Origin of the sequence: Youngimonas ophiurae (nom. illeg.) (assembly GCF_049803795.1) — a bacterium.
GTDB lineage: Bacteria > Pseudomonadota > Alphaproteobacteria > Rhodobacterales > Rhodobacteraceae > Thalassobius.
The window spans coordinates 309,845-333,513 of the sequence record NZ_JBNAGJ010000002.1; the positions used below are offsets into that span (position 1 = coordinate 309,845).

The 23,669-nt window shown below is 61.3% G+C and carries 19 protein-coding genes and 1 tRNA gene; 12 read left to right on the top strand and 8 right to left on the bottom strand.

What is annotated here, in order from left to right; all coding sequences use genetic code 11:
* The first annotated feature begins 160 nt into the window (after window positions 1-160).
* The gene (locus ACP15O_RS05990) at window positions 161-3,577 is read left to right on the top strand and encodes an AAA domain-containing protein (protein ID WP_425095136.1); all 3,417 of its coding nucleotides are present in this window, start codon (window positions 161-163) and stop codon (window positions 3,575-3,577) included.
* A 200-nt stretch (window positions 3,578-3,777) separates the two neighbouring features.
* Here the strand turns inward: ACP15O_RS05990 and ACP15O_RS05995 are convergent.
* The 6 genes from ACP15O_RS05995 to urtA all read right to left on the bottom strand — a co-directional run bounded on the left by ACP15O_RS05995 (window position 3,778) and on the right by urtA (window position 10,035).
* Window positions 3,778-3,854: transfer RNA gene (locus ACP15O_RS05995), tRNA-Met, on the bottom strand.
* A 79-nt stretch (window positions 3,855-3,933) separates the two neighbouring features.
* The gene (gene urtE / locus ACP15O_RS06000; protein WP_425095137.1) at window positions 3,934-4,629 is read right to left on the bottom strand and encodes an urea ABC transporter ATP-binding subunit UrtE; all 696 of its coding nucleotides are present in this window, start codon (window positions 4,627-4,629) and stop codon (window positions 3,934-3,936) included.
* 3 nt (window positions 4,630-4,632) lie between these two features.
* Window positions 4,633-5,373: an urea ABC transporter ATP-binding protein UrtD gene (urtD, locus tag ACP15O_RS06005; RefSeq protein ID WP_425095138.1), complete on the bottom strand. Its 741-nt coding sequence runs from the start codon at window positions 5,371-5,373 to the stop codon at window positions 4,633-4,635.
* Window positions 5,370-6,602, bottom strand: a complete 1,233-nt coding sequence (urtC, locus tag ACP15O_RS06010; protein WP_425095139.1) for an urea ABC transporter permease subunit UrtC — start codon at window positions 6,600-6,602, stop codon at window positions 5,370-5,372. The genes urtD and urtC overlap by 4 nt, the downstream gene beginning before the upstream one ends.
* Before the next feature lie 117 nt (window positions 6,603-6,719).
* Window positions 6,720-8,675 (bottom strand): urea ABC transporter permease subunit UrtB, encoded by a 1,956-nt coding sequence (urtB, locus tag ACP15O_RS06015; RefSeq protein ID WP_425095140.1) that lies wholly within the window; start codon window positions 8,673-8,675, stop codon window positions 6,720-6,722.
* Window positions 8,676-8,757: 82 nt separating this feature from the next.
* Window positions 8,758-10,035 carry an urea ABC transporter substrate-binding protein gene (gene urtA / locus ACP15O_RS06020; protein WP_425095141.1) on the bottom strand — a complete coding sequence of 426 codons (1,278 nt, stop codon included), beginning with the start codon at window positions 10,033-10,035 and terminating at the stop codon, window positions 8,758-8,760.
* 385 nt (window positions 10,036-10,420) lie between these two features.
* On the opposite strand from urtA, the gene ACP15O_RS06025 reads away from it, so the two are divergent.
* From ACP15O_RS06025 to ureC, 5 genes are read left to right on the top strand one after another with little or no spacing between them, the layout of a single operon-like run.
* On the top strand, window positions 10,421-11,263 hold the full coding sequence (locus ACP15O_RS06025) for an urease accessory protein UreD (protein WP_425095142.1): 843 nt from the start codon (window positions 10,421-10,423) through the stop codon (window positions 11,261-11,263).
* A gap of 1 nt (window position 11,264) precedes the next feature.
* Window positions 11,265-11,567, top strand: coding sequence for an urease subunit gamma (locus ACP15O_RS06030; RefSeq protein ID WP_425095143.1), 303 nt, complete (start codon window positions 11,265-11,267; stop codon window positions 11,565-11,567).
* A 12-nt stretch (window positions 11,568-11,579) separates the two neighbouring features.
* Window positions 11,580-11,747 (top strand): peptidase M23, encoded by a 168-nt coding sequence (locus tag ACP15O_RS06035; protein WP_425095144.1) that lies wholly within the window; start codon window positions 11,580-11,582, stop codon window positions 11,745-11,747.
* Entirely contained in the window at window positions 11,744-12,049 is a 306-nt protein-coding gene (locus ACP15O_RS06040; RefSeq protein WP_425095145.1) for an urease subunit beta, read from the top strand. Before ACP15O_RS06035 ends, ACP15O_RS06040 begins: the two co-directional genes overlap by 4 nt.
* Window positions 12,050-12,082: 33 nt before the next feature.
* A complete protein-coding gene (ureC, locus tag ACP15O_RS06045) occupies window positions 12,083-13,828 on the top strand; it encodes an urease subunit alpha (protein WP_425095146.1) in 1,746 nt (581 codons plus the stop codon).
* On the opposite strand, the gene ACP15O_RS06050 is transcribed toward ureC, so the two are convergent.
* Window positions 13,818-14,000 (bottom strand): hypothetical protein, encoded by a 183-nt coding sequence (locus ACP15O_RS06050; RefSeq protein WP_425095147.1) that lies wholly within the window; start codon window positions 13,998-14,000, stop codon window positions 13,818-13,820. The two genes, ureC and ACP15O_RS06050, sit on opposite strands and share 11 nt — an antisense overlap.
* Window positions 14,001-14,077: 77 nt before the next feature.
* Here ACP15O_RS06050 and ureE point away from each other — a divergent pair, with 77 nt between their 5' ends.
* From ureE to ACP15O_RS06080, 6 genes are all read left to right on the top strand, one after another.
* Window positions 14,078-14,584 carry an urease accessory protein UreE gene (gene ureE / locus ACP15O_RS06055; protein ID WP_425095148.1) on the top strand — a complete coding sequence of 169 codons (507 nt, stop codon included), beginning with the start codon at window positions 14,078-14,080 and terminating at the stop codon, window positions 14,582-14,584.
* The gene (locus ACP15O_RS06060) at window positions 14,544-15,212 is read left to right on the top strand and encodes an urease accessory protein UreF (protein ID WP_425095149.1); all 669 of its coding nucleotides are present in this window, start codon (window positions 14,544-14,546) and stop codon (window positions 15,210-15,212) included. The genes ureE and ACP15O_RS06060 overlap by 41 nt, the downstream gene beginning before the upstream one ends.
* Complete coding sequence (ureG, locus tag ACP15O_RS06065; RefSeq protein ID WP_425095150.1) at window positions 15,209-15,832, top strand: urease accessory protein UreG; 624 nt, start codon at window positions 15,209-15,211, stop codon at window positions 15,830-15,832. Before ACP15O_RS06060 ends, ureG begins: the two co-directional genes overlap by 4 nt.
* Before the next feature lie 114 nt (window positions 15,833-15,946).
* Window positions 15,947-19,366, top strand: a complete 3,420-nt coding sequence (locus ACP15O_RS06070) for a transglutaminase family protein (protein ID WP_425095151.1) — start codon at window positions 15,947-15,949, stop codon at window positions 19,364-19,366.
* A 3-nt stretch (window positions 19,367-19,369) separates the two neighbouring features.
* Window positions 19,370-21,772, top strand: coding sequence for a circularly permuted type 2 ATP-grasp protein (locus ACP15O_RS06075; RefSeq protein ID WP_425095152.1), 2,403 nt, complete (start codon window positions 19,370-19,372; stop codon window positions 21,770-21,772).
* Between the two features lie 6 nt (window positions 21,773-21,778).
* Window positions 21,779-22,660 (top strand): transglutaminase family protein, encoded by an 882-nt coding sequence (locus ACP15O_RS06080; protein WP_425095153.1) that lies wholly within the window; start codon window positions 21,779-21,781, stop codon window positions 22,658-22,660.
* A gap of 64 nt (window positions 22,661-22,724) precedes the next feature.
* Here the strand turns inward: ACP15O_RS06080 and ACP15O_RS06085 are convergent, their stop codons facing one another.
* Window positions 22,725-23,630, bottom strand: coding sequence for a LysR family transcriptional regulator (locus ACP15O_RS06085; protein ID WP_425095154.1), 906 nt, complete (start codon window positions 23,628-23,630; stop codon window positions 22,725-22,727).
* Window positions 23,631-23,669: the final 39 nt, after the last annotated feature.

Below are 23,669 nucleotides of genomic sequence, written 5' to 3' on the forward strand. Positions count from 1 at the left end.
GCGAGGCCATACGGCCTTCTATAAGAGTGCGCTGATTGCTGCAAACCGCTCTGAAGGGCCTGTCACCTGTCTGGAAATCAGTCTACACCTAAGATTGCACTGAGTATTTAGCTTGCGCCATCAAATTGTGTGATGCAGGCGCGGAATTTGGCAGACTGTGATGAATAATGAGTTCTATGAGACTTTGGGTTACTGGCGTGCGTCGTTGGCAGATGGTGCATTGGGGCGGGGGCGCTTCAGGCAACGGGACCGGAAGGAATTCATCGAACTGTCGAAAGACACGCTGCGCAATGGAGTGCTGCCTAAGAACCAGATCCGCAGGGCTTTTGAAGGACAGAAGCCGGACACCAAGATGGTAGCCGTACAAATCTGGCCGATGGTCATGGCCCGGAGAACTTCCCACGGTGCAACTATATCCAATGGTTTTCCAGAAATCGTCGCACCTGTAGTAACAGAGGCGACCATTGATAGAGACGGCAACATTCGCCCATCCCGAAACGTCATTGCGAGAGACCTGCTGAAGCCACTCCCTAACGATGTTTTTTCGCTCGGCACGGTCGAAGATTTCGATACCTTTCTTTCGGCATCGCCCTTCTTGCCTGACGAAAACTCCTCTGTTTGGGAGCAATATCTAAAACACTGTCGTGCGATGCTTGATGCCGTATCTCCGGGTTGGCCAGCTGACGATAAAAATTATGTCTCTGCTGGCGTCGGGTTTATGGAGATTTCCGGAGAGGCCACCGCCGCTATCGCGCAAGTTATCAGCCTATATGACACGCTGCTTGGTGAAAAACACAAAGCGCCGCTGTTGGAAAATCTGGCCAGGCCGTCTTCGGCCCAAAAGGAACTTTCCCCCCAGACGGAAACGAACTTCATCAATCGACTGGGGCACGCCAGCGATGAATTTCCGCTCGCAGATCATCAACGTCAGGTTCTTTCATATCTCTCAACCGGAAAACCCAGCGATGTGCTTGCTGTCAATGGGCCTCCTGGAACGGGTAAGACGACAATGCTCTTGTCGGCCATTGCGGATGCGTGGGTGCGCGCGGCGCTGCAAGAAAGTACCCCACCTGTTATCGTCGCAGCGTCCACCAATAACCAGGCTGTAACAAACATTATCGACGCGTTCGGCAAGGACTTCTCCGAAGGCGAAGGCCCATTTGCGGGCCGTTGGTTGCCTGATCTCAGAAGCTATGGGTTGTTTCTTCCGGCAAAGTCAAAAGAGGCAGAGGCTGCTCGCCGGTATCAAACTGAGCGGCTCTTCATTGAATTAGAAAGCCATGATTATGTTCCCCGCGCCCGAGATGCATTTCTGGAGGCAGGGAAAACAGCATTTCCGGACCTTGAAAACCCGGATGTGAAAGAGATCGTATCCTCCTTGCACACTCAGATTACTGAAGAGGTCGCAAAACTGTCTGATGCGAACAAGGCGCGGCACTGGGTTGAGGAGACAACATCGAAAGTTGCCAGCCTGCTGGGCGACGATGCCGAGACAGCTTTGCAGCAACTGGCAGAAGCTATGCAGGATAGCGCAGCAGAGCTGGAATGCCACAAGGCTTGGGAATCCGGATGGGCCAAACATCATGCAGAGCAATCTGTCTTTCTCGCCATGTTCAGCTTTCTTCCGTCAGTGGCCCGGAAAAGAGTGATGAAAGGGCGTGTTGCACTGGAAGCCATCGGCTGCACGCTGGATTTCTCAGATAGTCGTTCGGTTGAAAACATCGGGAATAGCCTGCGAGATGCAGTTCGTGTTGCACAGGAGGCTGCTCAATCCTCCGGTGCCAGATATGAGGCAGCCCGATCTGCGTTAGACAATCTAGATCAGGCACAGAGAGCATGGGCGCGCGCAACGGAAAATCTTGGTGCGCCTGCCGTTCCAGCAGCGGATACGTTGGACGTCGATAGGTTTGCCGATTGCCACACCCGTTTTCATCTTTTCCGACTGGCTTGCCACTATTGGGAGGGGCGGTGGCTTCTGGAAATGGAAGATAACCTGGACGATATCGTGGCGTCGCATCGGAAAACCGGACGGAAAACAATCGAACCACGCTGGCATCGCCGTATGATGTTGACACCCTGTGCTGTCTCTACATTTGCGAGCTTGCCAGGCAAAATGAGCTTTGGCCTGAAGTCTGGCGGTGAATGGGGCACAGGTTATTTGTTCGACTTCATTGATTTGCTGATTGTTGATGAAGCCGGGCAAGTCTTACCAGAGGTTGCGGCGCCGTCGTTTGCCTTAGCGAAGCGCGCCTTGGTCATTGGGGACACCCAACAGATCGAGCCGATCTCATCGGTGCCCAAAGCCGTCGATATCGGCAATCTGCAACGTGCGGGTTTTCTGAAAGAGACCTATGCTGAGACCGATTTGAACACACTGTCAGCAACTGGAATGCGTAGTGTTGACGGCAGTGTAATGCGTCTTGCCCAGCAAGCCTGCGCCTACGAGCCCTACCCGGAATTAGAGCGCGGGCTTTACCTGTTCGAGCATCGGCGCTGCTATGACGAAATCATCAATTTCAGCAACAAACTCTGCTACAAAGGATCGCTCAAACCGATGCGAGGCAGTGCGCCCGCGGGGCGCGCTGTGCCGTCGATGGGTTACCTGCATATCGACGGGATGGCGTTAAGCTTCGGCGGCAGCCGCGCTAACGCGACTGAAGCTGCAACAATTGCAGACTGGCTTGCAGAAAAGCGGCAGGATCTTGAAGGCCAGTACAACAAAAAACTGGAAGAGATCGTCGGTGTCGTCACCCCCTTTGGGCGGCAGGTGCAAGAAATCAAACGCGCTTGTGCCGATCGGGGCATTGACGCGAAAATGACCGTTGGCACGGTTCATTCGCTTCAAGGGGCTGAGCGCCCAATCATCCTGTTTTCACCAGTCTATTCCAAACATGCCGACGGGCATTTCATCGACATGTCGCCAAGTATGCTGAACGTGACCGTGTCGCGTGCAAAAGACAGCTTCCTTGTGTTCGGTGACATGGACGTATTTTCGTCGGCTGCGAAGGGTACGCCCAGATCGGTCTTGGCTGAGTGCCTGTTCTCTCAGAGCGATGGGGGGCTTGAGTTTACTGCGCAGCCGCGCCCTGATCTTCAGGATTCAAGTCACCCGCTTTCGACACTAAGAGACGCAGAAGAACACGATCGGTTCCTAAAAAAGGCCCTGTCCACAGCCCGCAAAATAACCATTGTCAGCCCGTGGATCATTGCCTCAACAATGAAACGTGCTGGGCTGCTCGATGCCTTCCAAAGTGCGGTGGCGCGCGGAGCAGAAATCGATGTTTTCGCGGATCCTCTTTTGAACCAGCTTAAATACGATAACGGCGTGACACAGTTGGAAGCGGCAAAATCTGCGTTGCAGGATGTGGGCGTTCGCATTCATGAGGTGCAGCAACTGCATAGTAAGATTGTCATCGTTGACGCTAATCTTCTGTGCATCGGATCCTACAACTGGCTGAGCGCTGACCGAAAAGGCCGATATGCCCGCCATGAAACGTCGATCGTCTACAACGGCGCGCATCTGCAAAACGAGATTGACGTCATCAGGCAAAGCCTAGATGCCCGCGAGAAACGCTAACGCCTCCGCCAAATTTCGTGTCATCTTGCATCTCGCGTGCCGGGCGGCACCCGACTTGGCCATTTGAGCGCTATTTCAAGAGCACAACATGCCGCTGTGCGGGCGGATATGCTGGGCTAGTGCCGCGAAAATGGCATACGCACCGCTGGTTTGACCTGCCCTTCAAGGCCTTAGCGATTTTTGATGCGAAGTAGGAGTAATGGTGGCGGTACAGGGACTTGAACCCCGGACACGCGGATTATGATTCCGCTGCTCTAACCAACTGAGCTATACCGCCGAAAGTGGACGCGAAATACGAAAGCCGCGCGCCCGCGTCAAGACCGAAAACACAGATTCCCGAGGTTTTTTCCCCGCATTCAGACCGAGACCGCTTGCACCAGTTCTTCGCGGGTCAATTCGGATTTGGCACCCTGTTTGAGAACCTCTCCGCGGCGCATCACCACGAACTGATCGGCCAGCCCATAGGCGAAATCGAAATATTGCTCGACCAGCACGATGGCCATGTTGCCCTGATCGCGCAGGTACTCGATCACGCGGCCGATCTGCTGGATGATATTGGGCTGGATGCCCTCGGTCGGTTCGTCCAGCAGCAGCAGCTTGGGTTTGGTGATCATCGCGCGGGCGATGGCCAGCTGCTGCTGCTGCCCGCCGGACAGATCGCCGCCCCGGCGGTGCAGGAAATCCCTGAGGATCGGGAACAGCTCGAACACTTCATCGGGGATAAAATGTTCCGAGCGCGGCAGGCAAACAAACCCCGTTTCCAGGTTTTCGCGCACCGTCAGCAGCGGGAATATATCGCGCCCTTGCGGCACATAGCCCACACCCTTGCGCGCCAGCGCGTGGGCGGGCAGTTTGCCGATCTGCTCGCCGTCCAGCTCCAGCCCCCCGCCAGATCGCGGATGCGTGCCGGAAATAGCCTTCAGCAGGCTGGTTTTGCCCACGCCATTGGTGCCCATCACGCAGGTCACCTGCCCCACATCGGCCTGCATTGAGATACCGTTCAGGATTTGCGAGCTGCCATAATGCAGGGTCAGATTTTCAGTCTTCAGCATGATTCAGCGCCCCAAATAGACATCAATGACGTCCTGATTCTGTGTCACATGGTCCAACGAGCCCTCGGCCAGAACGCTGCCTTCGTGCAGCACGGTGACCTTGCAATTCAGGCGGCGGACGAACTCCATGTCGTGTTCCACGACGACGACGGCGCGGGTTTTCGCGGCCTCGACCAGGATGTCGGTGGTGTGTTCGCGTTCGGACAGAGTCATCCCCGCGGCCGGTTCATCCACCAGCAAAAGGCGCGGTTCCTGCGCCAGCAGCATCCCGATTTCCAGCCACTGTTTTTGCCCGTGCGACAGCTCGCCCGATTTGCGGTCCAGCTCGTCTGTGAGGCCGATTTCGCTGGCCAGTTCCTCGACCTTGCCCAGATCCTTGAACTTGGGTTTGAAGGTCAGCACCTGCCAGGGCGAGCGATCATTTTTCAGCGCCATCAACAGGTTATCGAAAACCGACTGATCCTCGAATACGGTGGGGCGCTGGAATTTGCGGCCCACGCCCGCGCGGGCGATCCTGGCCTCGGACATTTTCAGCAAGGACTGGGATTTTTCGCCCCACAGCACCCGGCCCTCGTCTGGTTTCGTCTTGCCGGTGATGATGTCCATGAATGTCGTCTTACCGGCCCCGTTCGGGCCGATGATGGCGCGCATCTCGGCGCTGCCGATCTGGAAGGACAGGTTGTTGATCGCCTTGAACCCGTCAAAGCTGACGGAGACGCCGGAGACCTCTAGCAGAGTGCTCATTCCTGGGCCTCCTTTTCCTGCAATGATCCGGCATCCGGGCCCAGCGGCTGGCCGTGACGGCGCGGCGCGGCGACGCCTTGCAGCAGGTCGAACAGCCCGCCGATGCCCTTGGGCGCGAACAGCGTGACCAGCACAAAGCTAAGCCCCAGCACCACCTGCCACCAGTCCACCCAGTCGATCGTGTAGACCCCCAGCGGAATGGACGGCGCCTGCCCCCCGGTGAACCACGTGGACACCAGCGACACGAAAGCCGCGCCAATCACGGCCCCATACAGCCGCCCACGCCCGCCAATGGCCACCCAGACGGCCAGGTAGATCGAGGCAATGGGCGCGATTTCAGCCGGGTTGATGATTCCGGCCTGCGGATAATACAGCGCGCCGGCGATACCCGCGATCATCGCGGTCAGCACGAAAATGAACAGCTTATACCCCTCGACCGAGTAGCCCAGGAAACGCACGCGCTGTTCGTCGTCGCGGATGCCTCGGATCACGCTGCCGAATTTTCCGGACACGACCCAGGCGGCCAGAACGTAGCCCAGCCCCAGCGCCAAAGCGGACACCCAGAAGAACCAGATGGACACGGTTGCCTGCGGCACGTCATCCAGGCCGGGCAGGTTTTGCAGGCCCGACAGACCGTTATTGCCGCGCAGCCCGCTGTCGTTCTGAAACAGATACAGCGACAAGGCCAGCGTCATGGCTTGGGTCAGGATCGACAGGTAAACGCCGGTGACGCGGCTGCGGAAGGCCAGCCAGCCAAAGACCAGCGCCAGCAGCCCCGGCACCAGCACCACCAAAGCCAGCTGAATCGCCAGACTGTCGGCAAAGGCCCAAACCAGCGGGAATTCCGAGCTGCCGACCACGCCGAAAATCTGTGTGCCGATGGCGTCCACGATCTCTTGGGGGGTAGGGGGGATTTCCGCATTGGCCATCGAGCTTTCGACGATGCCGCGGGTGCGTTCGTACATCAGCCACATGCCGATCATATAGCCGCCCAGCCCGAAGAAGGCGAAATGGCCCAGGCTGAGGATACCGCAATAGCCCCAGACCAGATCCATCGCGATGGCAATGAGGCACAGGCACAGGGTCTTACCCAGGGTTTTGACGAAGGAGGTAGAGAGCAGCGACGCACCGGTGGCCTCGGACATGAGGGTGACGGTCAGGGTAAAGAGCGCGAGGATACCCAGGAAGATCAGAACCGAAGGGTTCCGCATGATGAAGGTATTTTTCATGGCTTTGACCCGTTTTCAGTGTGGCGGCGGAGGGCCTGTTCCTCAGGCGCGCGGCGGGGGGCCTGCCCCCCGGACCCCCCGGAGTATTTTGACCAGAAAGAAGCGCAGTGGTGCATGTCAGTCTCCTGCTGCGCGACCCTTGAGGGCGATGATGCCTCGGGGACGGAACTGGATGAAGATGATGATAAAGATGATCATGTAGGTTTGGGCGGCCAGGGTATTGGAGGGGTTCAGCCACTCGATCCCTTTTTGCAGGAAGCCGATCATCGCGGCACCGGCCAAGGTGCCCCAGATGTTGCCGACACCGCCGACGACCACTGTCATGAAGCTTTGGACGATGTAATCGCTGCCCAGTTCCGAGGTGACCTTGGCGAAGAGGCCAATGGCGACGCCCGCGATGCCCGCGATGCCCGAGCCGAGACCGAAGGTGAGCATGTTCACGCGGTCTTTGTTAATGCCCATGCTGGAAGCCATCCGCGGGTTTTGCGTGACGGCGCGGGTTTCCAGGCCCAGGCGGGTGCGTTTCATGATGAACAGGAACACGCCCAGGAAGATCAGCGCCAGCACGAAGATCGCAATGCGGATATAGCTGATGGAGACCACATCATTCATCACCCAGGCGCCATCCAGCCAGGCAGGTGAGGTCAGCGGGCGGGCCTGCGTGCCGAAGATATTCTTGGCGATCTGTTGCAACGCGATGGAGATGCCGAAGGTGGCCAGCAGGGTTTCCAGCGGACGGTTATAGAGCCAGCGGATCACCAGGCGCTCCATTGCGACACCGGCGGCGAAGGTCACGGCAAAGGCCAGCGGGATCGCGACGATGATGGACACGGTGTAATCGGGGATGATCTGCTGCACCACATAGCCGGTGTAGGCGCCCATCATGATGAATTCGCCATGGGCCATGTTGATCACGCCCATCACGCCAAAGGTAATCGCCAGGCCAATGGCAGCCAGGAAGTAGATCGAGGCCAGCGACAGCGCGTCCAGCCCCAGATCCAGCGCCTGGTTCATGCCGACGCGCAATTCAATGGATTTCAGGGCCTCGGAGGCGGCATTGGTAATGGCCTTGGCCGGTTCGTCATAGACATCGGCAAAGCTGTGCGCGGCCAGCGCAGCCTGAACATCCGCCGCCGTCGGCGCGGGCGGGACAGTGCCAGCTGCGGCCAGGGCGGTGTAGGCGCGGGTGCGGGCGGCCTGTGTGTTCAGCTGCGCCACGGGGATTCCACCGACCTGCCCCTCGATAATATTGGCGGCTAGGGCGGCGCGCACTTCGCCGGGGGCAATCAGGGCGGGGGCCAATCCGGCTGAGACCAGCAGCTCATAGGCCTCGGGCTGCGGCAGGGCATCGCTGCCCGGCTGAAGCACGGTGGCGATATTCAGCGTGTCGTCAACCGTGCCCGCAAAGGCCATGCGTTTCGTCGTTAGCAGCGGGTTCAGCGTGGCGCGGACGTCCACGCCCAGATCGGTATCAAATGCGTTGATTGCGACGATCCGGTTGGACAGTTCCGTGTCGTAAGCGATGGTCAGCAGGCGCTCCAGACGGCGTTTCTTGGCCTGCAATTCGGGGTCGGGCTCGTTGGCGATGGCCTTGCGCAGCGGGGTCAGATGCTCGGGCGCGGGGTCGCGCTCGATCGAGATCACCGCATCCCAACGCCGCGCCGGATCGGGGTCAGACAGCTGGAACTGCACCAGCGCGGTGCCGATCAGCGCGCGGATGCCGCTGTTTGGCTTCAGCTGTTTCAACTGTTTCTTGGGGTATTCGCCGACAACCTGTCCGGTTTCGAAATCCGTCAGCCGGTAGTCTTTCGAGGGCAGCTTCTCTCCGACAAAGAACAGCCCGTCTGCCTTGCGTTGCCACATGTTTTTGGCTTGCCAGGTTTCCAGAACGGTCTGCGCCTGAGGCAGGCCACTGCTGGCCAGGGCATCAATCGCGGGCTGGATGGTCTTGCGCGAGCTTTTCTCGATCACGCTGCGATATTGTTGCAGAAGATCCTGCACCGGACCGGCGGCGGCCTGCATCGGCAGGGCAAGCATCACCAGTGCGAGCAAGAGAGAGAGAAGGTGCCGCATACCAGGAGATCCGCGAATGTAAGGGTCGTGTTTGGGGAATGAAGGGGGCGCGCCCGCCCCCTTCGGCAGTCACAGAGACAGATCAGTAGTTGGATTTGATCTGAACGCAGGTTTCGGTTTCGGTGTTGTACATACCGCAGCCCAGACCTTTCCAATCGGACTTCAGCACAGCCGATTCCGGCAGGAAGTCGGTCCAGGCGTCGCCGGGAACTTCGGTGGTCTGGCTGATGATGTCGAACTGGCCGTCTTCCTGAATTTCACCGATCAGAACCGGCTTGGCCAGGTGGTGGTTCGGCAGCATCACGGCGGTGCCGCCGGTCAGGTTCGGAACTTCCAGGCCGTACATGGCTTCGCGGACGGCGTCCACATCAGTGGTGCCGGCGGCTTCCAGCGCCTTGATGTACATGTTGAAGCCGATCACGTGCGCTTCCATCGGGTCGTTGGTGACGCGCTCTTCACCCATGCGGGCTTTCCATGCGGCGACGAATTCGTCGTTGATTTCCGATTCAGCCGACTGGAAGTAGTTCCAGGCCGCCAGGTGGCCCACCAGGTTCGAGGTGTCCAGGCCGGCCAGCTCTTCTTCGCCAACCGAGAAGGCAACGACGGGGATGTCGTCAGCCGACACGCCGGCAGCGGCCAACTCTTTGTAGAAACCGATGTTGGCGTCACCATTGATGGTGCTGATCACGCCGACTTTCTTACCGTCTGCGCCCAGGGCCACAACGTCAGCCACGATTTTCGACCAGTCCGAATGACCGAAGGGGGTGTAGTTGACGAAGATGTCCTCTTCGGCAATGCCTTTACTCTTCAGATAGGATTCCAGAATATTGTTAGTGGTCCGCGGGTACACATAGTCGGTGCCCAGCAGCGCGAATTTCTCGACGCCCAGTTCATCCAGGAAATAATCCGTGGCGGGGATCGCCTGCTGGTTCGGGGCCGCGCCGGTGTAGAACACGTTTTTCGAGGATTCTTCGCCTTCGTACTGGACCGGGTAGAACAGCAGGCCGTTCAGCTCTTCGATCACCGGCAGAACCGATTTACGCGACACCGAGGTCCAGCAGCCGAACATCACGTCCACGTCCTGCACGGTCAGCAGCTCGCGGGCTTTTTCAGCGAACAGCGGCCAGTCGGAGGCCGGGTCAACAACGACGGCTTCCAGTTTCTTGCCCAGAACGCCGCCCTTGGCGTTTTGCTCGTCGATCAGCATCAGCATGGTGTCTTTCAGAGTGGTCTCCGAAATGGCCATGGTGCCCGACAGCGAATGCAGCACGCCAACCTTAATGGTGTCTTCGGCAGCAAAGGCCGGGGCGGTCAGGCTTAGCGACAGCGCCCCCGCCAGAGTGGCTTTGATAAAGTTCATGGTCATCCTCCGAGGCGGGGACGCAGGTTTCATCCTTGCATCAGGCAGGCCGAAACCTTACCTGACCCCCGCAACATTGTTTTTGTTGCACAAGTGTGGCGGCCGCTTCTGATTTTCACGTCTTGATCGGTCGTCCACACGCCCTGGCGGCTTTTGCGCCCTGGGCAGGCATAGCAAAGTCACGAAGATCTGCGTTCGGCAAATACCTGACCAAGAGTCACCTTTCCATTCCGCCTCTCTGCACAATTATTAATCCACACAAGCCGCAATTGCCTATTAATGGTGCAAATTAGGCGTGATTTGACGCGATAAGCCCGCTTTTTGAGCATCCATCTTTCATGTGCTGCCTCTCTGTGCGACTCGTTTCAGGCGATTGACGGAGGGGATGATTCAAATTCTGGCGGACATATCACCCAAGGCAGACATGCTGCACCAGCCTCGCGCGGTGGGTCAGGCGCTGGTGTCTTCCAAGGCGCGGGACGGGGGCTCGGCCCTGTCGGATTTCCGCACGTCAGGCTGTCTGAAGACCTTGTTCCCGCATGGCAGCCGTGATCGCCTGACCGGCGTTTTCCTGAACACCGCCGGGGGGATAACCGGCGGTGACCGGCTGAAATTCCGGGCGCGGGCCGGGACAGAATCGCATCTGTGCCTGACCACCCAGGCCGCCGAGCGAATCTATCGCGCGCAACCCGGCGAAATCGGCCATGTCGAAAACCGACTGACCATCGCGCCCGGCGCGCGGCTGGACTGGCTGCCGCAGGAAACCATCCTGTTCGATCACGGCGCGCTGGACCGGACGCTGACCGTTGAAATGACCGCCGATTCCCGCCTGTTGGCTGTCGAATCGCTGATCCTGGGGCGCAGCGCGATGGGCGAGACCCTGACCAACACCCATCTGCGCGACCGAATTCGCATCCGCCGCGACGATGACCTGATCTTTGCCGATACGCTGCGGCTGGACTCCGATACGCTGGCCGATCTGCCAGGCACCGCCATGCTGAACGATGCCGGAGCCATGGCCTCGGTCCTCTTTGCCGCCCCCGAGGCCGAGGCTCATCTGCCCCCCCTGCGCGATCTGATGCCGGACACCGGCGGCGTGTCTCTGATCCGTCCCGGCCTGCTGTTCGCCCGCATTCTGGCCTCTGACGGCTTTGTTCTGCGCCAGTCTCTGATCCCCGTTCTGACCCATCTGAACGGTGCCAACCTTCCTCGAACCTGGATGATCTGACATGCAACTAACCCCCCGCGAAAAAGACAAACTGCTGATCGCGATGGCGGCCGAGGTCGCCCGCAAACGCCTGGCCCGCGGCGTGAAACTGAACCACCCCGAGGCCATCGCCCTGATCACCGACGCCGTGGTCGAAGGCGCGCGCGACGGGCGCAGCGTGGCCGATCTGATGATGGCCGGGGCCCAGGTCATCACCCGCGATCACTGCATGGAGGGCATCCCCGAGATGATCCACGAAGTGCAAGTCGAAGCCACCTTTCCCGACGGCACCAAGCTGGTCACCGTCCACAACCCCATTCGCTAAAAGGACAGCCCCATGAAGACTCTGACCACCGCCGCCCTGACCGCCCTGATCGCCGCCCCCGCCCTGGCGCATGACGGGATGCATCTGCACCCACATGCCGATGACAGCAGCTGGCTGCCGCTGATCGCCAGCTCGATCGCCATTGGCCTGATTGCCCTGATCGCCTGGGGCCGCAAATGATCCCCGGCGAGCTGTTCCCCGCGGCTGGCGAGCTGACCCTGAACGCGGGCAGCGAGCCCATCACCCTGATGGTGGCCAATACCGGCGACCGGCCCGTGCAGGTCGGCTCGCACTACCATTTCTATGAAACCAACCCCGCGCTGGAGTTCGACCGCGAAGCCGCCCGCGGTCTGCGCCTGGACATCGCCGCCGGCACCGCCGTGCGCTTCGAACCCGGTCAACGCCGCGAGGTGACGCTGATCCCGATCTCGGGGGGGCGCACCGTCTATGGTTTCAATCAAAAGGTCATGGGCGCGCTGTAAGCGCCTGTCCGATAACGTCCGAAGGATCTCGCAATGCCCGCCAAAATCTCTCGTTCTGACTATGCCGCCATGTACGGCCCCACCGTGGGCGACAAGCTGCGCCTGGCCGATACCGATCTGATCATCGAGGTCGAACGCGACCTTCTGGCCGAGCGCGCCAACGGCATGGGCGGCAACGCGCCTCTCTATGGCGAAGAGGTCAAATTCGGCGGTGGCAAGGTGATCCGCGACGGCATGGGACAGGCCCAAACCACGCGGGCCGAGGGCGCCGTGGATACGGTGATCACCAACGCTCTGATCGTCGATCACACCGGCATCTACAAGGCCGACGTGGGTCTGAAAAACGGCCGCATCCACAAGATCGGCAAGGCGGGCAACCCCGACACGCAGCCCGGCGTCGACATCATCGTCGGCCCCGGCACCGAGGCCATCGCGGGCGAGGGCAAGATCCTGACGGCGGGCGGTTTTGACAGCCATATCCACTATATCTGCCCGCAACAGATCGAGGACGCGCTGCACTCGGGCCTGACCACCATGCTGGGCGGCGGCACCGGGCCGGCGCATGGTACGCTGGCCACCACCTGCACCCCAGGGCCGTGGCATATCGGGCGGATGCTGCAATCGGCGGACGCTTTCCCGATGAACCTGGCCTTTGCGGGCAAGGGCAACGCCAGCCTGCCCGCCGCGCTGGAGGAACAGATCAAGGGCGGCGCCTGCGCGCTGAAGCTGCACGAGGATTGGGGCACCACCCCCGCCGCGATTGATTGCTGCCTGGGTGTGGCCGACGCGATGGATGTGCAGGTGATGATCCACACCGACACGCTGAACGAATCCGGGTTCGTGGAACACACCGTCGCCGCCATGAAGGGCCGCACCATTCACGCCTTCCACACCGAGGGCGCGGGCGGCGGCCATGCCCCCGACATCATCAAGATCTGCGGCGAGGAACACGTTCTGCCCTCGTCCACCAATCCCACGCGCCCCTTCACCGTGAATACCGTGGATGAACACCTGGACATGTTGATGGTCTGTCACCATCTGGACAAATCCATCCCCGAGGACGTGGCCTTTGCCGAATCGCGTATCCGCCGCGAAACCATCGCCGCCGAGGACATCCTGCACGATATGGGCGCGTTCTCGATCATCGCGTCCGACAGTCAGGCCATGGGCCGCGTCGGCGAGGTTCTGATCCGCACCTGGCAAACCGCCGACAAGATGAAGAAACAGCGCGGACGTCTGCCCGAGGAAACCGGCGAGAACGATAACTTCCGCGTCCGCCGCTATATTGCGAAATACACCATCAACCCGGCCATCGCGCATGGCATCGCGCATGAAATCGGCTCGATCGAAGAGGGCAAACGCGCCGATCTGGTGCTGTGGAACCCGGCGTTTTTTGGCGTAAAGCCGGAAATGGTACTGATGGCCGGCACGATTGTCTGTGCGCAGATGGGCGATCCCAATGCCTCGATTCCGACGCCGCAGCCGGTCTATTCGCGGCCCATGTTTGGGGCCTATGGCCGGTCGGTCGAACATTCGGCCGTTGTCTTCGTATCCGAGGCCGCGCAGGCCGACAGTATCGGGGATAAGCTGGGCCTGGCCAAGCAGACCGTCGCCGTCCAGAACACCCGCAACATCGGCAAATCCGATCTGAAACTAAACGCCGCCACCCCGCAGATCGAGGTGCACCCCGAAACTTACGAAGTCCGCGCGGATGGCGAATTGCTGACCTGTCAGCCCGCCGAGGTGCTGCCGATGGCGCAGCGCTACTTCATGTTCTGAGCCCGGCATGAGCCTTCGTATGTGCCATCCTCTGAATGGGCCAGCCGGGCCGAATGCCGCTTTGCGCGCTGTTTTCACGCAGATTCGCTTGCAGCGCGGCCTCGCGTTTCTGCAATCGCGCGATCTGGGCGCGAATTTCCGTCAGTTCATTGGTCAGGGTCAAAGCGTGCATCTGGGCCTCTGGTCTTGTGCGGTGCTCACACCCTCCGGCAATCTGCTTAACAAACCTTGAATCACCTGGGAAAAACCATGCCCCTGCCCACTGCTCATACATTCACCCGCGATCTGGACGCCAGCGATGCCGCAAAAACCGTCACCCTGTCCTATGACGACCGTTTTTTGCGCCGCAAGCGGTTGCAGGCGGATGACGGCACCGCCTTTCTGGTGGATCTGGAGCACACCGAGAACCTGAACCAGGGCGATGCGTTCACCCTGACCGATGGCACCCATATCCGCGTGCTGGCCGCGCCGGAACAGCTGCTGCAAGTCACCGGACAGCAGCTGCCGCGTCTGGCCTGGCATATCGGCAATCGCCACACCCCCTGCCAGATCGAGGCCACGCGCCTGCTGATCCAGCGCGACCATGTGATTATGGCGATGCTGTCTCATCTGGGGGCGACGGTGACGGAAGTTCAGGAACCCTTCCTGCCCGAAGGCGGTGCCTATGGTCATGGCCGCACCCATTCGCACGAGCACGGCAAGACCCTGCACACGCATGAGCACGATCATTCGCACAGCTACAGCCATGATCACTGACACGCATATCCTGACCCTCATGCAATGGCTGTCGCCGGCCTATCCGGTGGGCGCGTTCAGCTATAGCCACGGGTTGGAATATGCGATTCAGGCGGGGCATGTCACCGATGCGGCCAGTTTTCAGGCTTGGTTAACAGACATCCTGCGGCACGGGACGGGGCGCAACGACGCGATCTTGCTGCACGCCGCCTATCGCGGGGACGATCTGGATGAGGTGGACGCGCTGGCCCGCGCCTTTGCGCCCTCGGCCGAACGCCTGCTGGAAACCCAGCAACAGGGCGCCGCCTTCTGCCGAACCACCGCCGCGATCTGGGGCGCGGATATGCCCGCGCTGACCTATCCGGTTGCCCTGGGCCACGCCGCCGCCCGTCAGGGCATTCCTCTGTCGCAAACCTGCGCGCTGTACCTGCACGCCTTTGCGTCCAACCTGACCTCGGCCGCGATCCGGCTGGTGCCACTGGGCCAGACCGAAGGCCAGGCGATCATCACCGCCCTGTCGCCCCTGTGCGAGGACATCACCCGCGCAGCCGCCAGCCAGACGCTGGACGATCTGGGCGGCACCACCATTCTGGCCGACATCGGCTCGATGAAACACGAAACACAATACACAAGGCTTTTCCGCTCATGAGCTCTCCTCACGGTCCTTTACGTATCGGTATCGGTGGCCCCGTTGGCGCGGGGAAAACCACGCTGACCGCCAATCTGTGCAAGGCGCTGTCCGGCAAATATTCCATCGGCGCGATCACCAATGACATCTACACCCAAGAGGACGCCGAGGCCCTGATGCGCCTGCAAATCCTGCCGCAAGACCGGATCATCGGCGTGGAAACCGGGGGCTGCCCGCATACGGCCATCCGCGAGGATGCCTCGATCAATCTGGCGGCCGTGGACGAGATGCGCCAGCGCCACCCCGATCTGGAAATCGTGCTGATTGAATCGGGCGGCGACAACCTGTCGGCCACCTTCAGCCCCGAACTGGCGGACCTGACGCTTTACGTGATCGACGTGGCCGCAGGCGAGGAAATCCCCCGCAAGGGCGGCCCCGCCATCACCAAATCCGACGTTCTGATCATCAACAAAACCGATCTGGCCCCCCATGTGGGTGCCTCGCTGGACGTGATGGAGCGCGACGCAACCCGGATGCGCGCGGGCAAGCCCTTTGTTTTCGCGTCACTGCGTCATGGCAAGGGCGTGGACGAAATCGTCGCCCTGATCGAAGAGATCGGCGGGCTGGTCGAAACCGCCTGATTTTTCAGCACCCACCACAGGGGGGCCCATCCCCAACGCGGCGATGGGCGTTTCCTCCGGACCCGGCCGACCGGCTGTTTCATACTGAGGGCAGCACTTACTGACAGGCACGCAATGGCCATTATCGCAAGCATCCATCACCTGACCCATTACAAATACGACCGGCCCGTCACCCTGGCCCCGCAGATCATCCGCCTGCGCCCGGCCCCGCATGGGCGCACACGGGTGATCTCGCATTCGCTCAAGGTCGGCCCGCAGCCGCATTTCGTGAACCACCAGCAGGATCCTTACGGTAACTGGCTGGCGCGGTTCGTGTTCCCCGAGCCCGTCACCGAATTCAGGATCGAGGTCGATCTGACCGCCGATATGTCCGTCTACAACCCTTTCGATTTCTTCGTCGAGGAAAGCGCCGAGCACTGGCCCTTTGACTACCCGCTGGATGTGCAGCAGGATCTGTCGATCTATCTGGCGCCCGCCCCCACCGGCCAGCATTTCGACGCGTTCATGGACGCGATCCCGCGCGATAAGGCTCAGATCGTGGATAAGCTGGTGATGCTGAACCAGATGGTTTCAAACCAGGTGGATTACACGATCCGGATGGAGCCAGGCGTGCAAACCCCGGACGAGACGCTGGAAATCGGCTCGGGTTCGTGCCGCGATTCCAGTTGGCTGTTGGTGCAGGTGCTGCGTCACATGGGGATCGCCGCGCGGTTTGTTTCCGGCTATCTGATCCAACTGAAACCGGACCTGAAGGCGCTGGACGGCCCCTCGGGAACGGATCACGATTTCACCGATCTGCACGCCTGGGTCGAGGCTTATGTCCCCGGTGCCGGCTGGATCGGGCTGGACCCGACCAGCGGCTTGCTGGCGGGCGAAAGCCACATCCCGCTGGCCGCCACCCCGCATTATCGCAACGCCGCGCCGATCTCGGGCATGGCCAGCTATGCCGAGGTCGATTTCAACTTCGACATGACAGTGAAGCGCGTGGCCGAACATCCGCGCATCACCAAACCGTTTTCAGATGACGCCTGGGACGATCTGCTGAAACTGGGGAAAAAGGTGGATCAAAGCCTGGAAAGCGGCGACGCACGCCTGACCATGGGCGGCGAGCCCACGTTCGTGTCCATCGACGATTTCGAGAGCGACGAATGGAACACCGCCGCCGTGGGCCCGCAAAAACGCGGACTGGCGGACGATCTGATACGCCGCCTGCGCGACCGTTTCGCGCCCGGTGGGTTCCTGCATTACGGGCAGGGCAAATGGTATCCGGGCGAAAGCCTGCCGCGCTGGACCTTCTCGCTCTATTGGCGCAAAGATGGCAAACCCGTCTGGAAAAACCCCGATCTGATTGCCCGCGAAGCGGCTGACACGGCCCCCACCGCCAAGGACGCGGGCAATTTCATGCAGACCTTCGCGGCCAAACTGGGCATTGATCCCGCCTGCGCGCAGCCCGCCTATGAAGACCCCGGCGAATGGATCCTGAAAGAGGCGCAGCTGCCGCCGAATGTCTCGCCCGAAAATTCAAAACTCAAAGACCCCGAGGAACGCGCCCGTTTCGCGCGCGTGTTCAGCCGCGGACTGGATGAACCGGCCGGATATGTGCTGCCCGTGCAACGCTGGCAAAGCGCCAGCGCCCCCGGCCGCTGGATGTCTGAGGTCTGGAAGGCCCGGCGCGGCCACCTGTTCCTGATCCCCGGCGACAGCCCGGTGGGGTTCCGCCTGCCGTTGGGGACGTTGCCGTTCATCCCGGCCTCGCAATACCCTTATACCTATCCGCCGGATCCCACGATCCCGGTGTCCGATCTGCCCGATTTCCACGCGCAGGGCGCAGCGCGCAAACGCGCTATTCAGGCAGAAATTCAGGCGGAAATCGACCGGATCGCCACCGAAGATGCCGAACGCGCGCGCCTGATCCCCCAGGTCTCGCCCGGACATACGCAGCACGCTGAGACATCCGCGCAGGACGACGCCCACCAGCAGATCAACGCGCAGGGTGTGGACCCTGCCAGCGGCGCCGTGCGTACCGCCATCGCCGTGGAACCGCGCGACGGGCGGCTGTGCGTATTCATGCCACCCACGGAATCGCTTGAGGATTACCTGGACCTTCTGGCCACCGCCGAGGACACCGCCGCCGAGCTGAACCTGCCCGTCCATATCGAGGGCTACGCCCCCCCGCATGACAGCCGCCTGAACGTAATCCGCGTCGCCCCCGACCCCGGCGTGATCGAGGTAAACATCCATCCCGCCGCCAATTGGGACGAATGCGTCGCCACCACGCAGGCCATCTATGAGGAAGCCCGTCAATCGCGTCTGGGTGCCGACAAATTCATGATTGATGGCCGCCACACCGGCACTGGCGGCGGCAATCACGTTGTCGTGGGCGGCGAAACGCCCGCCGACAGCCCGTTCTTGCGGCGGCCCGACCTGCTGCGCTCGCTCATCTTGTATTGGCAGCGACACCCGTGCCTGTCTTACCTGTTCTCGGGGCTGTTCATCGGGCCAACCAGCCAGGCACCGCGCATAGATGAGGCGCGTCACGATACGCTCTATGAGCTGGAAATCGCGCTGAGCCAGATTCCCAACCCAGACGAGGGCACAACGCCTCCGCCGTGGCTGGTGGACCGGCTGCTGCGCAACATGCTGATCGACGTGACGGGCAACACGCACCGCGCGGAAATCTGCATTGATAAGCTCTATTCCCCCGACGGGCCCACCGGGCGTCTGGGGCTGGTGGAATTCCGCGGGTTTGAAATGCCGCCCGATGCCAAAATGTCCCTGGCGCAGCAACTGCTGATCCGCGCCATCATCGCCCGCATGTGGAAATCCCCGATCAAGGGCAAACCCGTCCGCTGGGGCACTGTGCTGCATGACCGCTATATGCTGCCGCATTTCCTGTGGCAGGATTTGCTGGATGTGCTGCGCGATCTGGGCGATCACGGGTTTGATATGAACCCCGACTGGTTCAAGGCCCAGGCCGAGTTCCGCTTTCCCTTCTGCGGCGCGGTCACCTATGAGGGCAACACGCTGGAGCTGAAACAAGCGCTGGAGCCCTGGCACGTGCTGGGCGAAACCGGCGCCATCGGCGGTACCGTGCGCTATACCGACAGCTCGGTTGAACGGTTGCAGATCAAACTGCAAACCCCCAATCCGGATCGCTATATCGTCACCTGTAATGGCCGCCGCGTACCGCTGACCGCCACCGAAGAATCGGGCACGTTCGTAGGCGGCGTGCGGTTCAAGGCCTGGCAACCGGCCGAGGCCCTGCACCCGGTGTTGCCGGTCAATGCGCCTCTGACGTTCGACATCTATGACACATGGTCCAACCGCTCGATCGGGGGGTGCGTCTATCATGTGGCCCATCCGGGCGGGCGCAACTACGATACCTTCCCGGTCAATGGAAACGAGGCCGAGGCCCGCAGGCTTGCGCGGTTCCAGGCAAACGGGCATACATCTGGTTCCTATATCCCGCCCATCGAAACGCCGCACCCCGAGTTCCCCATGACACTGGATTTGCGGCGGCCCACAGGGGTCTGATCCATGTCTGACGCGTTCTCTGCCTCGGTTCCGCCGCCGCACGCGCATATCCTGAGCGACTATACGGTTCCGTCCGGAACCGCAGACGAGCTGTTCGCCCCCAACGGCCAGATGCGGGATGTGTGGGCACCGCTGATCGCGCGATTGCAAGAGCTCTCGCCCGACCAGATCGAGGAACGCATCGCGCGCGGCGATCAATATCTGCGCGATGCGGGTGTTTTCTTTCGCCGGTACTCTGACAAGACACTGGATGAACGCGACTGGCCGCTCAGCCATATTCCGGTGCTGTTGCCGCAATCCGAATGGGACCAGATCGCCGCCGGCCTGACCCAGCGCGCCGAGATATTAGAACGTATCCTGGCCGACATCTACGGCGATCAGATCCTGGTACGGAACGGGTATCTGCCCGCCTCGTTGCTGGCTCAGAATCCCGAATGGCTGCGCCCGATGGTGGGCGTGCGCCCTGTGTCAGGGCATTTCCTGCACCACATTGCCTTTGAAATCGGCCGCAATCCCGATGGCAGCTGGTTCGTTCTGGGGGATCGTACGCAGGCGCCCTCGGGGGCGGGGTTTGCGCTGGAAAACCGCCGGGCCACCTCGCGCGTGTTTCCCGGCCTGTTCGCCCATGCCAATGTGCATCGCCTGGCCGGGTTTTTCCGCGCCTTTCAGGCGGCCTTGGGTGCAGGGAATACGGCCGGAGGGGCGGACAGGGCCGCGATCCTGACGCCGGGGCCGGGCACGGACACCTATTTCGAACATGTCTATATCGCGCGTTATCTGGGGCTTTTGCTGCTGGAAGGCGAAGACCTGACCGTACGCGATGGCCGCGCGATGGTGCGCACGGTGGATGGGCTGCAACCGATCAGCCTGCTCTGGCGGCGGCTGGACGCGCGTTTTGCCGACCCGCTGGAGCTGGACGAGACCAGCCAGATCGGTACGCCCGGCCTGGCCAACACGGTGCGCGAGGGACACTTGCAGATGGTCAACGCCCTTGGCTCGGGCGTGCTGGAGACACGCGCGCTAATGGCCTTTATTCCGCGCATTGCCGAGGCCGCCTTTGGCACGCCCTTGCAGATGCCCAATATCGCAACCTGGTGGTGCGGCACCCAGGCCGAGCGCGATCATGTCATCCGCCACGCCGATCAGATGACGATCTGGCCCGCATTAACCACCGGCCTGCCGTTCGATACGCGCTGGGTCCATGCGATTGCCGGTCAGATGCGCACGCCGGATGCCGGCCCCCTGGCCGATTGGCTGGCGCGCAAGGGCGGCGATCTGGTCGGCCAAGAGGCCGTCACCCTGTCCACCACCCCCGTCTATACCGAAGGCAAACTGCTGCCTCGGCCCATGACAATCCGTGTATTCCTGGCCCGCACGGCCCAGGGCTGGGCGATCATGCCCGGCGGCTATGCCCGTGTCGGAATTTCAGGCGAAAGCACCGCCCTGACGATGCAGGGCGGCGGCTGTGTGTCGGATGTCTGGGTCATGGCGGACGGGCCGGTCGATACGGCCACCCTGGTCCCCCAAACCGCATGTCAGCGCCTGCCGGAAACGCCTCTGCCCAGCCGGGCGGCGGATAATCTCTATTGGCTGGGCCGTTATGTGGAACGGGCCGAGGCCACGATCCGCCTGCTGCGCGCCTATCATCTGCGGTACGAGGAAACCGGCAGCACCGAGGACGCCCGCGTCCGACAGATTGCCACCTATCTGGCGGGGTTCGGCACCGACCCGGCAGAGCCCCTGCCCCGCAGCCTGCGCGATCAGATCGAGGCCGCCGCCGGATGTGCCTCGAAAGTGCGTGACCGTTTTTCCGTCGATGGCTGGATTGCCCTGCGTGACCTGCGGCGCACCCTGTCTGTTCTGGAACGCTCGGCGCAGCCCGGACAGGACAGCGCCAAGGCGATGGGCGTGCTGCTGCAAATGCTGTCCGGTTTTGCCGGTCTGGTGCAGGATAACATGTACCGTTCCACCGGGTGGCGGTTCCTGGAATTCGGACGCGCCCTGGAGCGCGCACAAGGCATGTCTTTGATGCTGGCCGCCTTTGCCGACCCCGCCGCCCCCGAGGGCAGCCTGGATATTGCCGTTGAACTGGGGGACAGCGTGGTGACGCATCAGCGTCACTATATGGGCGATCCAACCCCGCAGAGCGTCACGGATCTGCTGGCGCTGGACCCACGTAACCCCCGCTCGGTCCGGTTCCAGCTGGACACGATGCGCGAGCTGCTGACCAATCTGCCGCAACGGGATGCACCCGGACATATGCCTGACCTCAGCAGGGAAACGCTGCGCCTGCACACCGATCTGGCCATCGCCACCCCTGCCGAGATCCCCCCCGACCGGCTGCGGGATCTGGCTGCGGCGCTGAACAGGGTTTCGAACACCCTAAGCGCGACCTATCTGGGATGACTGAGCATGTTGTACGATCTGACTCTGACGCTGGAAAACACCTATCGGGGCAACACGGACACCGCCCGTAATGTGATCCGGATGCTGCCTCTGACCCTGCCCAATCACCAAGAGCTGATCGCCGGCCGCATTGACATCAACCCCGCCCCGGACGAGCGGCGCGAGCGGAATGATTTCTTTGGCAATGCGGTGACAGAGGTCGCCTTTCGCAAACCGCTCAGAACACTGACTGTCACGCTCAGGGCGCGTGTCGCCCGGCGCCCGCAACCCACGGGAATGGACCTGTCGCCCTCCTTGCCGGGGCTTTTGGCCGAGCTGCGCGCCTGTTCAGATCTGACGCCGAATTCGCCCCTGCATTATCTGACGGCCTCGCCCCGGATCACGCTGGATGACGCCTTTGCGGCCTATGCGCGGACATGCGTTCAGCCGGGGATGACCGTGCTTCAGATCATGCTGGCAATCGGCAAGCGGCTGCACCGGGACATGCGGTTCGATGCCAAGGCCACGGATGTGGACACCCCGCCCCTGACCGCATTCCAGAACCGCCACGGAGTCTGTCAGGATTTCAGCCATGTCATGATCGCCTGCCTGCGCTCGTTGGGTATTCCGGCCGGCTATGTCAGCGGGTTCCTGCGCACCACCCCGCCCAAGGGGCAGCCCCGTCTGGAAGGGGCCGACGCCATGCACGCCTGGGTTCGTGCCTGGTGCGGCAATGAACTGGGCTGGGCCGAGTTCGACCCCACCAATGACCTGATGGTCGGCACCGACCATATCGTCGTGGGCTATGGGCGCGATTATGCGGATGTGGCGCCTTTGAAGGGGGTATTGCGGACCTCTGGCCAGCAATCGGGCACCCATAGCGTAGATGTGATCCCGGTTCCGGCCTAGGCCGTCCCCACAAAGAAAAGCGCGCCCCAAAGGGCGCGCAGTCAGGGGAGGAATTCAATATCGGTTACCAGTCGTTCGGGCCTTTTTCCGCGAACTTGTGAACCAGAAAGTCGATGAAGGCGCGCACCTTGGGCTGTGTGAACCGGCCCGGCGGGTAGACGGCGTAAATCCCCTGCGTCTCTGTCGGCAGATCGGGGATCGCATCCTCGACCAGCCCCTCAGCCATTGCATCGGCATAGAGGAACGAGTGCAGATAGGCGATCCCCAGCCCCGAAATCGCGGCATTCAGCAGGGATTGCCCGTCATTCACGCTTAGCCAGCCGGCGGTACGCACCTGGCGTTTCTCGCCCGAGGGGGCAGTGATTTTCCACACATTCCCCGCCGACTGGCTGGAATAATGCAGCAGTTTATGCTCGTTCAGATCGTCGATTTTCTGCGGACGGCCGTATTTTTCGAAATAGGCCGGGCTGGCGATCATACGTTTGGTGGTCTCGGTCAGCTTGCGGGCGCGCAGGGTGCTGTCTTCCAGCTCGCCGATGCGGATGGCCATGTCAAAGCCTTCGCTGATCAGTTCGACATAGCGGTTGTTCAGCACCATATTGACGGTGATGTCGGGGAATTCGGCCAGAAACTCACCCAGAACAGGGCTGAGGTGATTGACGCCGAAATCCGTCGCCACGCTGATCCGCAGCAGCCCCGAGGGCGCCGATTGCATTGAGGTCACCAGCGCGTCGGCCTCGCCCGCGTCATTCAGGACGCGGCGAGCGCGGTCGTAATAGGCCAGCCCGATTTCCGTGGGCGATACGCGGCGCGTCGTCCGGTTCAGCAGGCGGGCCCCCAGGCGGGCCTCAAGGCTGGAAACATGTTTCGAGACAGCCGATTTCGAGATGCCCATCTTCTTTGCGGCATCCGTGAATCCACCCTGGTCTACCACGGTGGCAAAGGCTTCCATCTCGGTCAGGCGGTCCATGTCGATCCTCTCGGCTCTTCTGATTTCTGGACTACAGGT

Excerpts from the sequence above, each read along its gene's own strand:
- ureG (WP_425095150.1), top strand. The coding sequence starts at position 15,209 with ATGAGCTCTCCTCACGGTCCTTTACGTATCGGTATCGGTGGCCCCGTT.
- urtB (WP_425095140.1), bottom strand. The coding sequence starts at position 8,675 with ATGCGGCACCTTCTCTCTCTCTTGCTCGCACTGGTGATGCTTGCCCTG.
- ureC (WP_425095146.1), top strand. The coding sequence starts at position 12,083 with ATGCCCGCCAAAATCTCTCGTTCTGACTATGCCGCCATGTACGGCCCC.
- urtE (WP_425095137.1), bottom strand. The coding sequence starts at position 4,629 with ATGCTGAAGACTGAAAATCTGACCCTGCATTATGGCAGCTCGCAAATC.
- ACP15O_RS06070 (WP_425095151.1), top strand. The coding sequence starts at position 15,947 with ATGGCCATTATCGCAAGCATCCATCACCTGACCCATTACAAATACGAC.
- ACP15O_RS05990 (WP_425095136.1), top strand. The coding sequence starts at position 161 with ATGAATAATGAGTTCTATGAGACTTTGGGTTACTGGCGTGCGTCGTTG.
- ACP15O_RS06085 (WP_425095154.1), bottom strand. The coding sequence starts at position 23,630 with ATGGACCGCCTGACCGAGATGGAAGCCTTTGCCACCGTGGTAGACCAG.
- ureE (WP_425095148.1), top strand. The coding sequence starts at position 14,078 with ATGCCCCTGCCCACTGCTCATACATTCACCCGCGATCTGGACGCCAGC.
- ACP15O_RS06025 (WP_425095142.1), top strand. The coding sequence starts at position 10,421 with ATGATTCAAATTCTGGCGGACATATCACCCAAGGCAGACATGCTGCAC.
- ACP15O_RS06050 (WP_425095147.1), bottom strand. The coding sequence starts at position 14,000 with ATGCACGCTTTGACCCTGACCAATGAACTGACGGAAATTCGCGCCCAG.
- ACP15O_RS06030 (WP_425095143.1), top strand. The coding sequence starts at position 11,265 with ATGCAACTAACCCCCCGCGAAAAAGACAAACTGCTGATCGCGATGGCG.
- ACP15O_RS06075 (WP_425095152.1), top strand. The coding sequence starts at position 19,370 with ATGTCTGACGCGTTCTCTGCCTCGGTTCCGCCGCCGCACGCGCATATC.
- urtC (WP_425095139.1), bottom strand. The coding sequence starts at position 6,602 with ATGAAAAATACCTTCATCATGCGGAACCCTTCGGTTCTGATCTTCCTG.
- ACP15O_RS06080 (WP_425095153.1), top strand. The coding sequence starts at position 21,779 with ATGTTGTACGATCTGACTCTGACGCTGGAAAACACCTATCGGGGCAAC.
- urtA (WP_425095141.1), bottom strand. The coding sequence starts at position 10,035 with ATGAACTTTATCAAAGCCACTCTGGCGGGGGCGCTGTCGCTAAGCCTG.
- ACP15O_RS06040 (WP_425095145.1), top strand. The coding sequence starts at position 11,744 with ATGATCCCCGGCGAGCTGTTCCCCGCGGCTGGCGAGCTGACCCTGAAC.
- ACP15O_RS06060 (WP_425095149.1), top strand. The coding sequence starts at position 14,544 with ATGAGCACGATCATTCGCACAGCTACAGCCATGATCACTGACACGCAT.
- urtD (WP_425095138.1), bottom strand. The coding sequence starts at position 5,373 with ATGAGCACTCTGCTAGAGGTCTCCGGCGTCTCCGTCAGCTTTGACGGG.
- ACP15O_RS06035 (WP_425095144.1), top strand. The coding sequence starts at position 11,580 with ATGAAGACTCTGACCACCGCCGCCCTGACCGCCCTGATCGCCGCCCCC.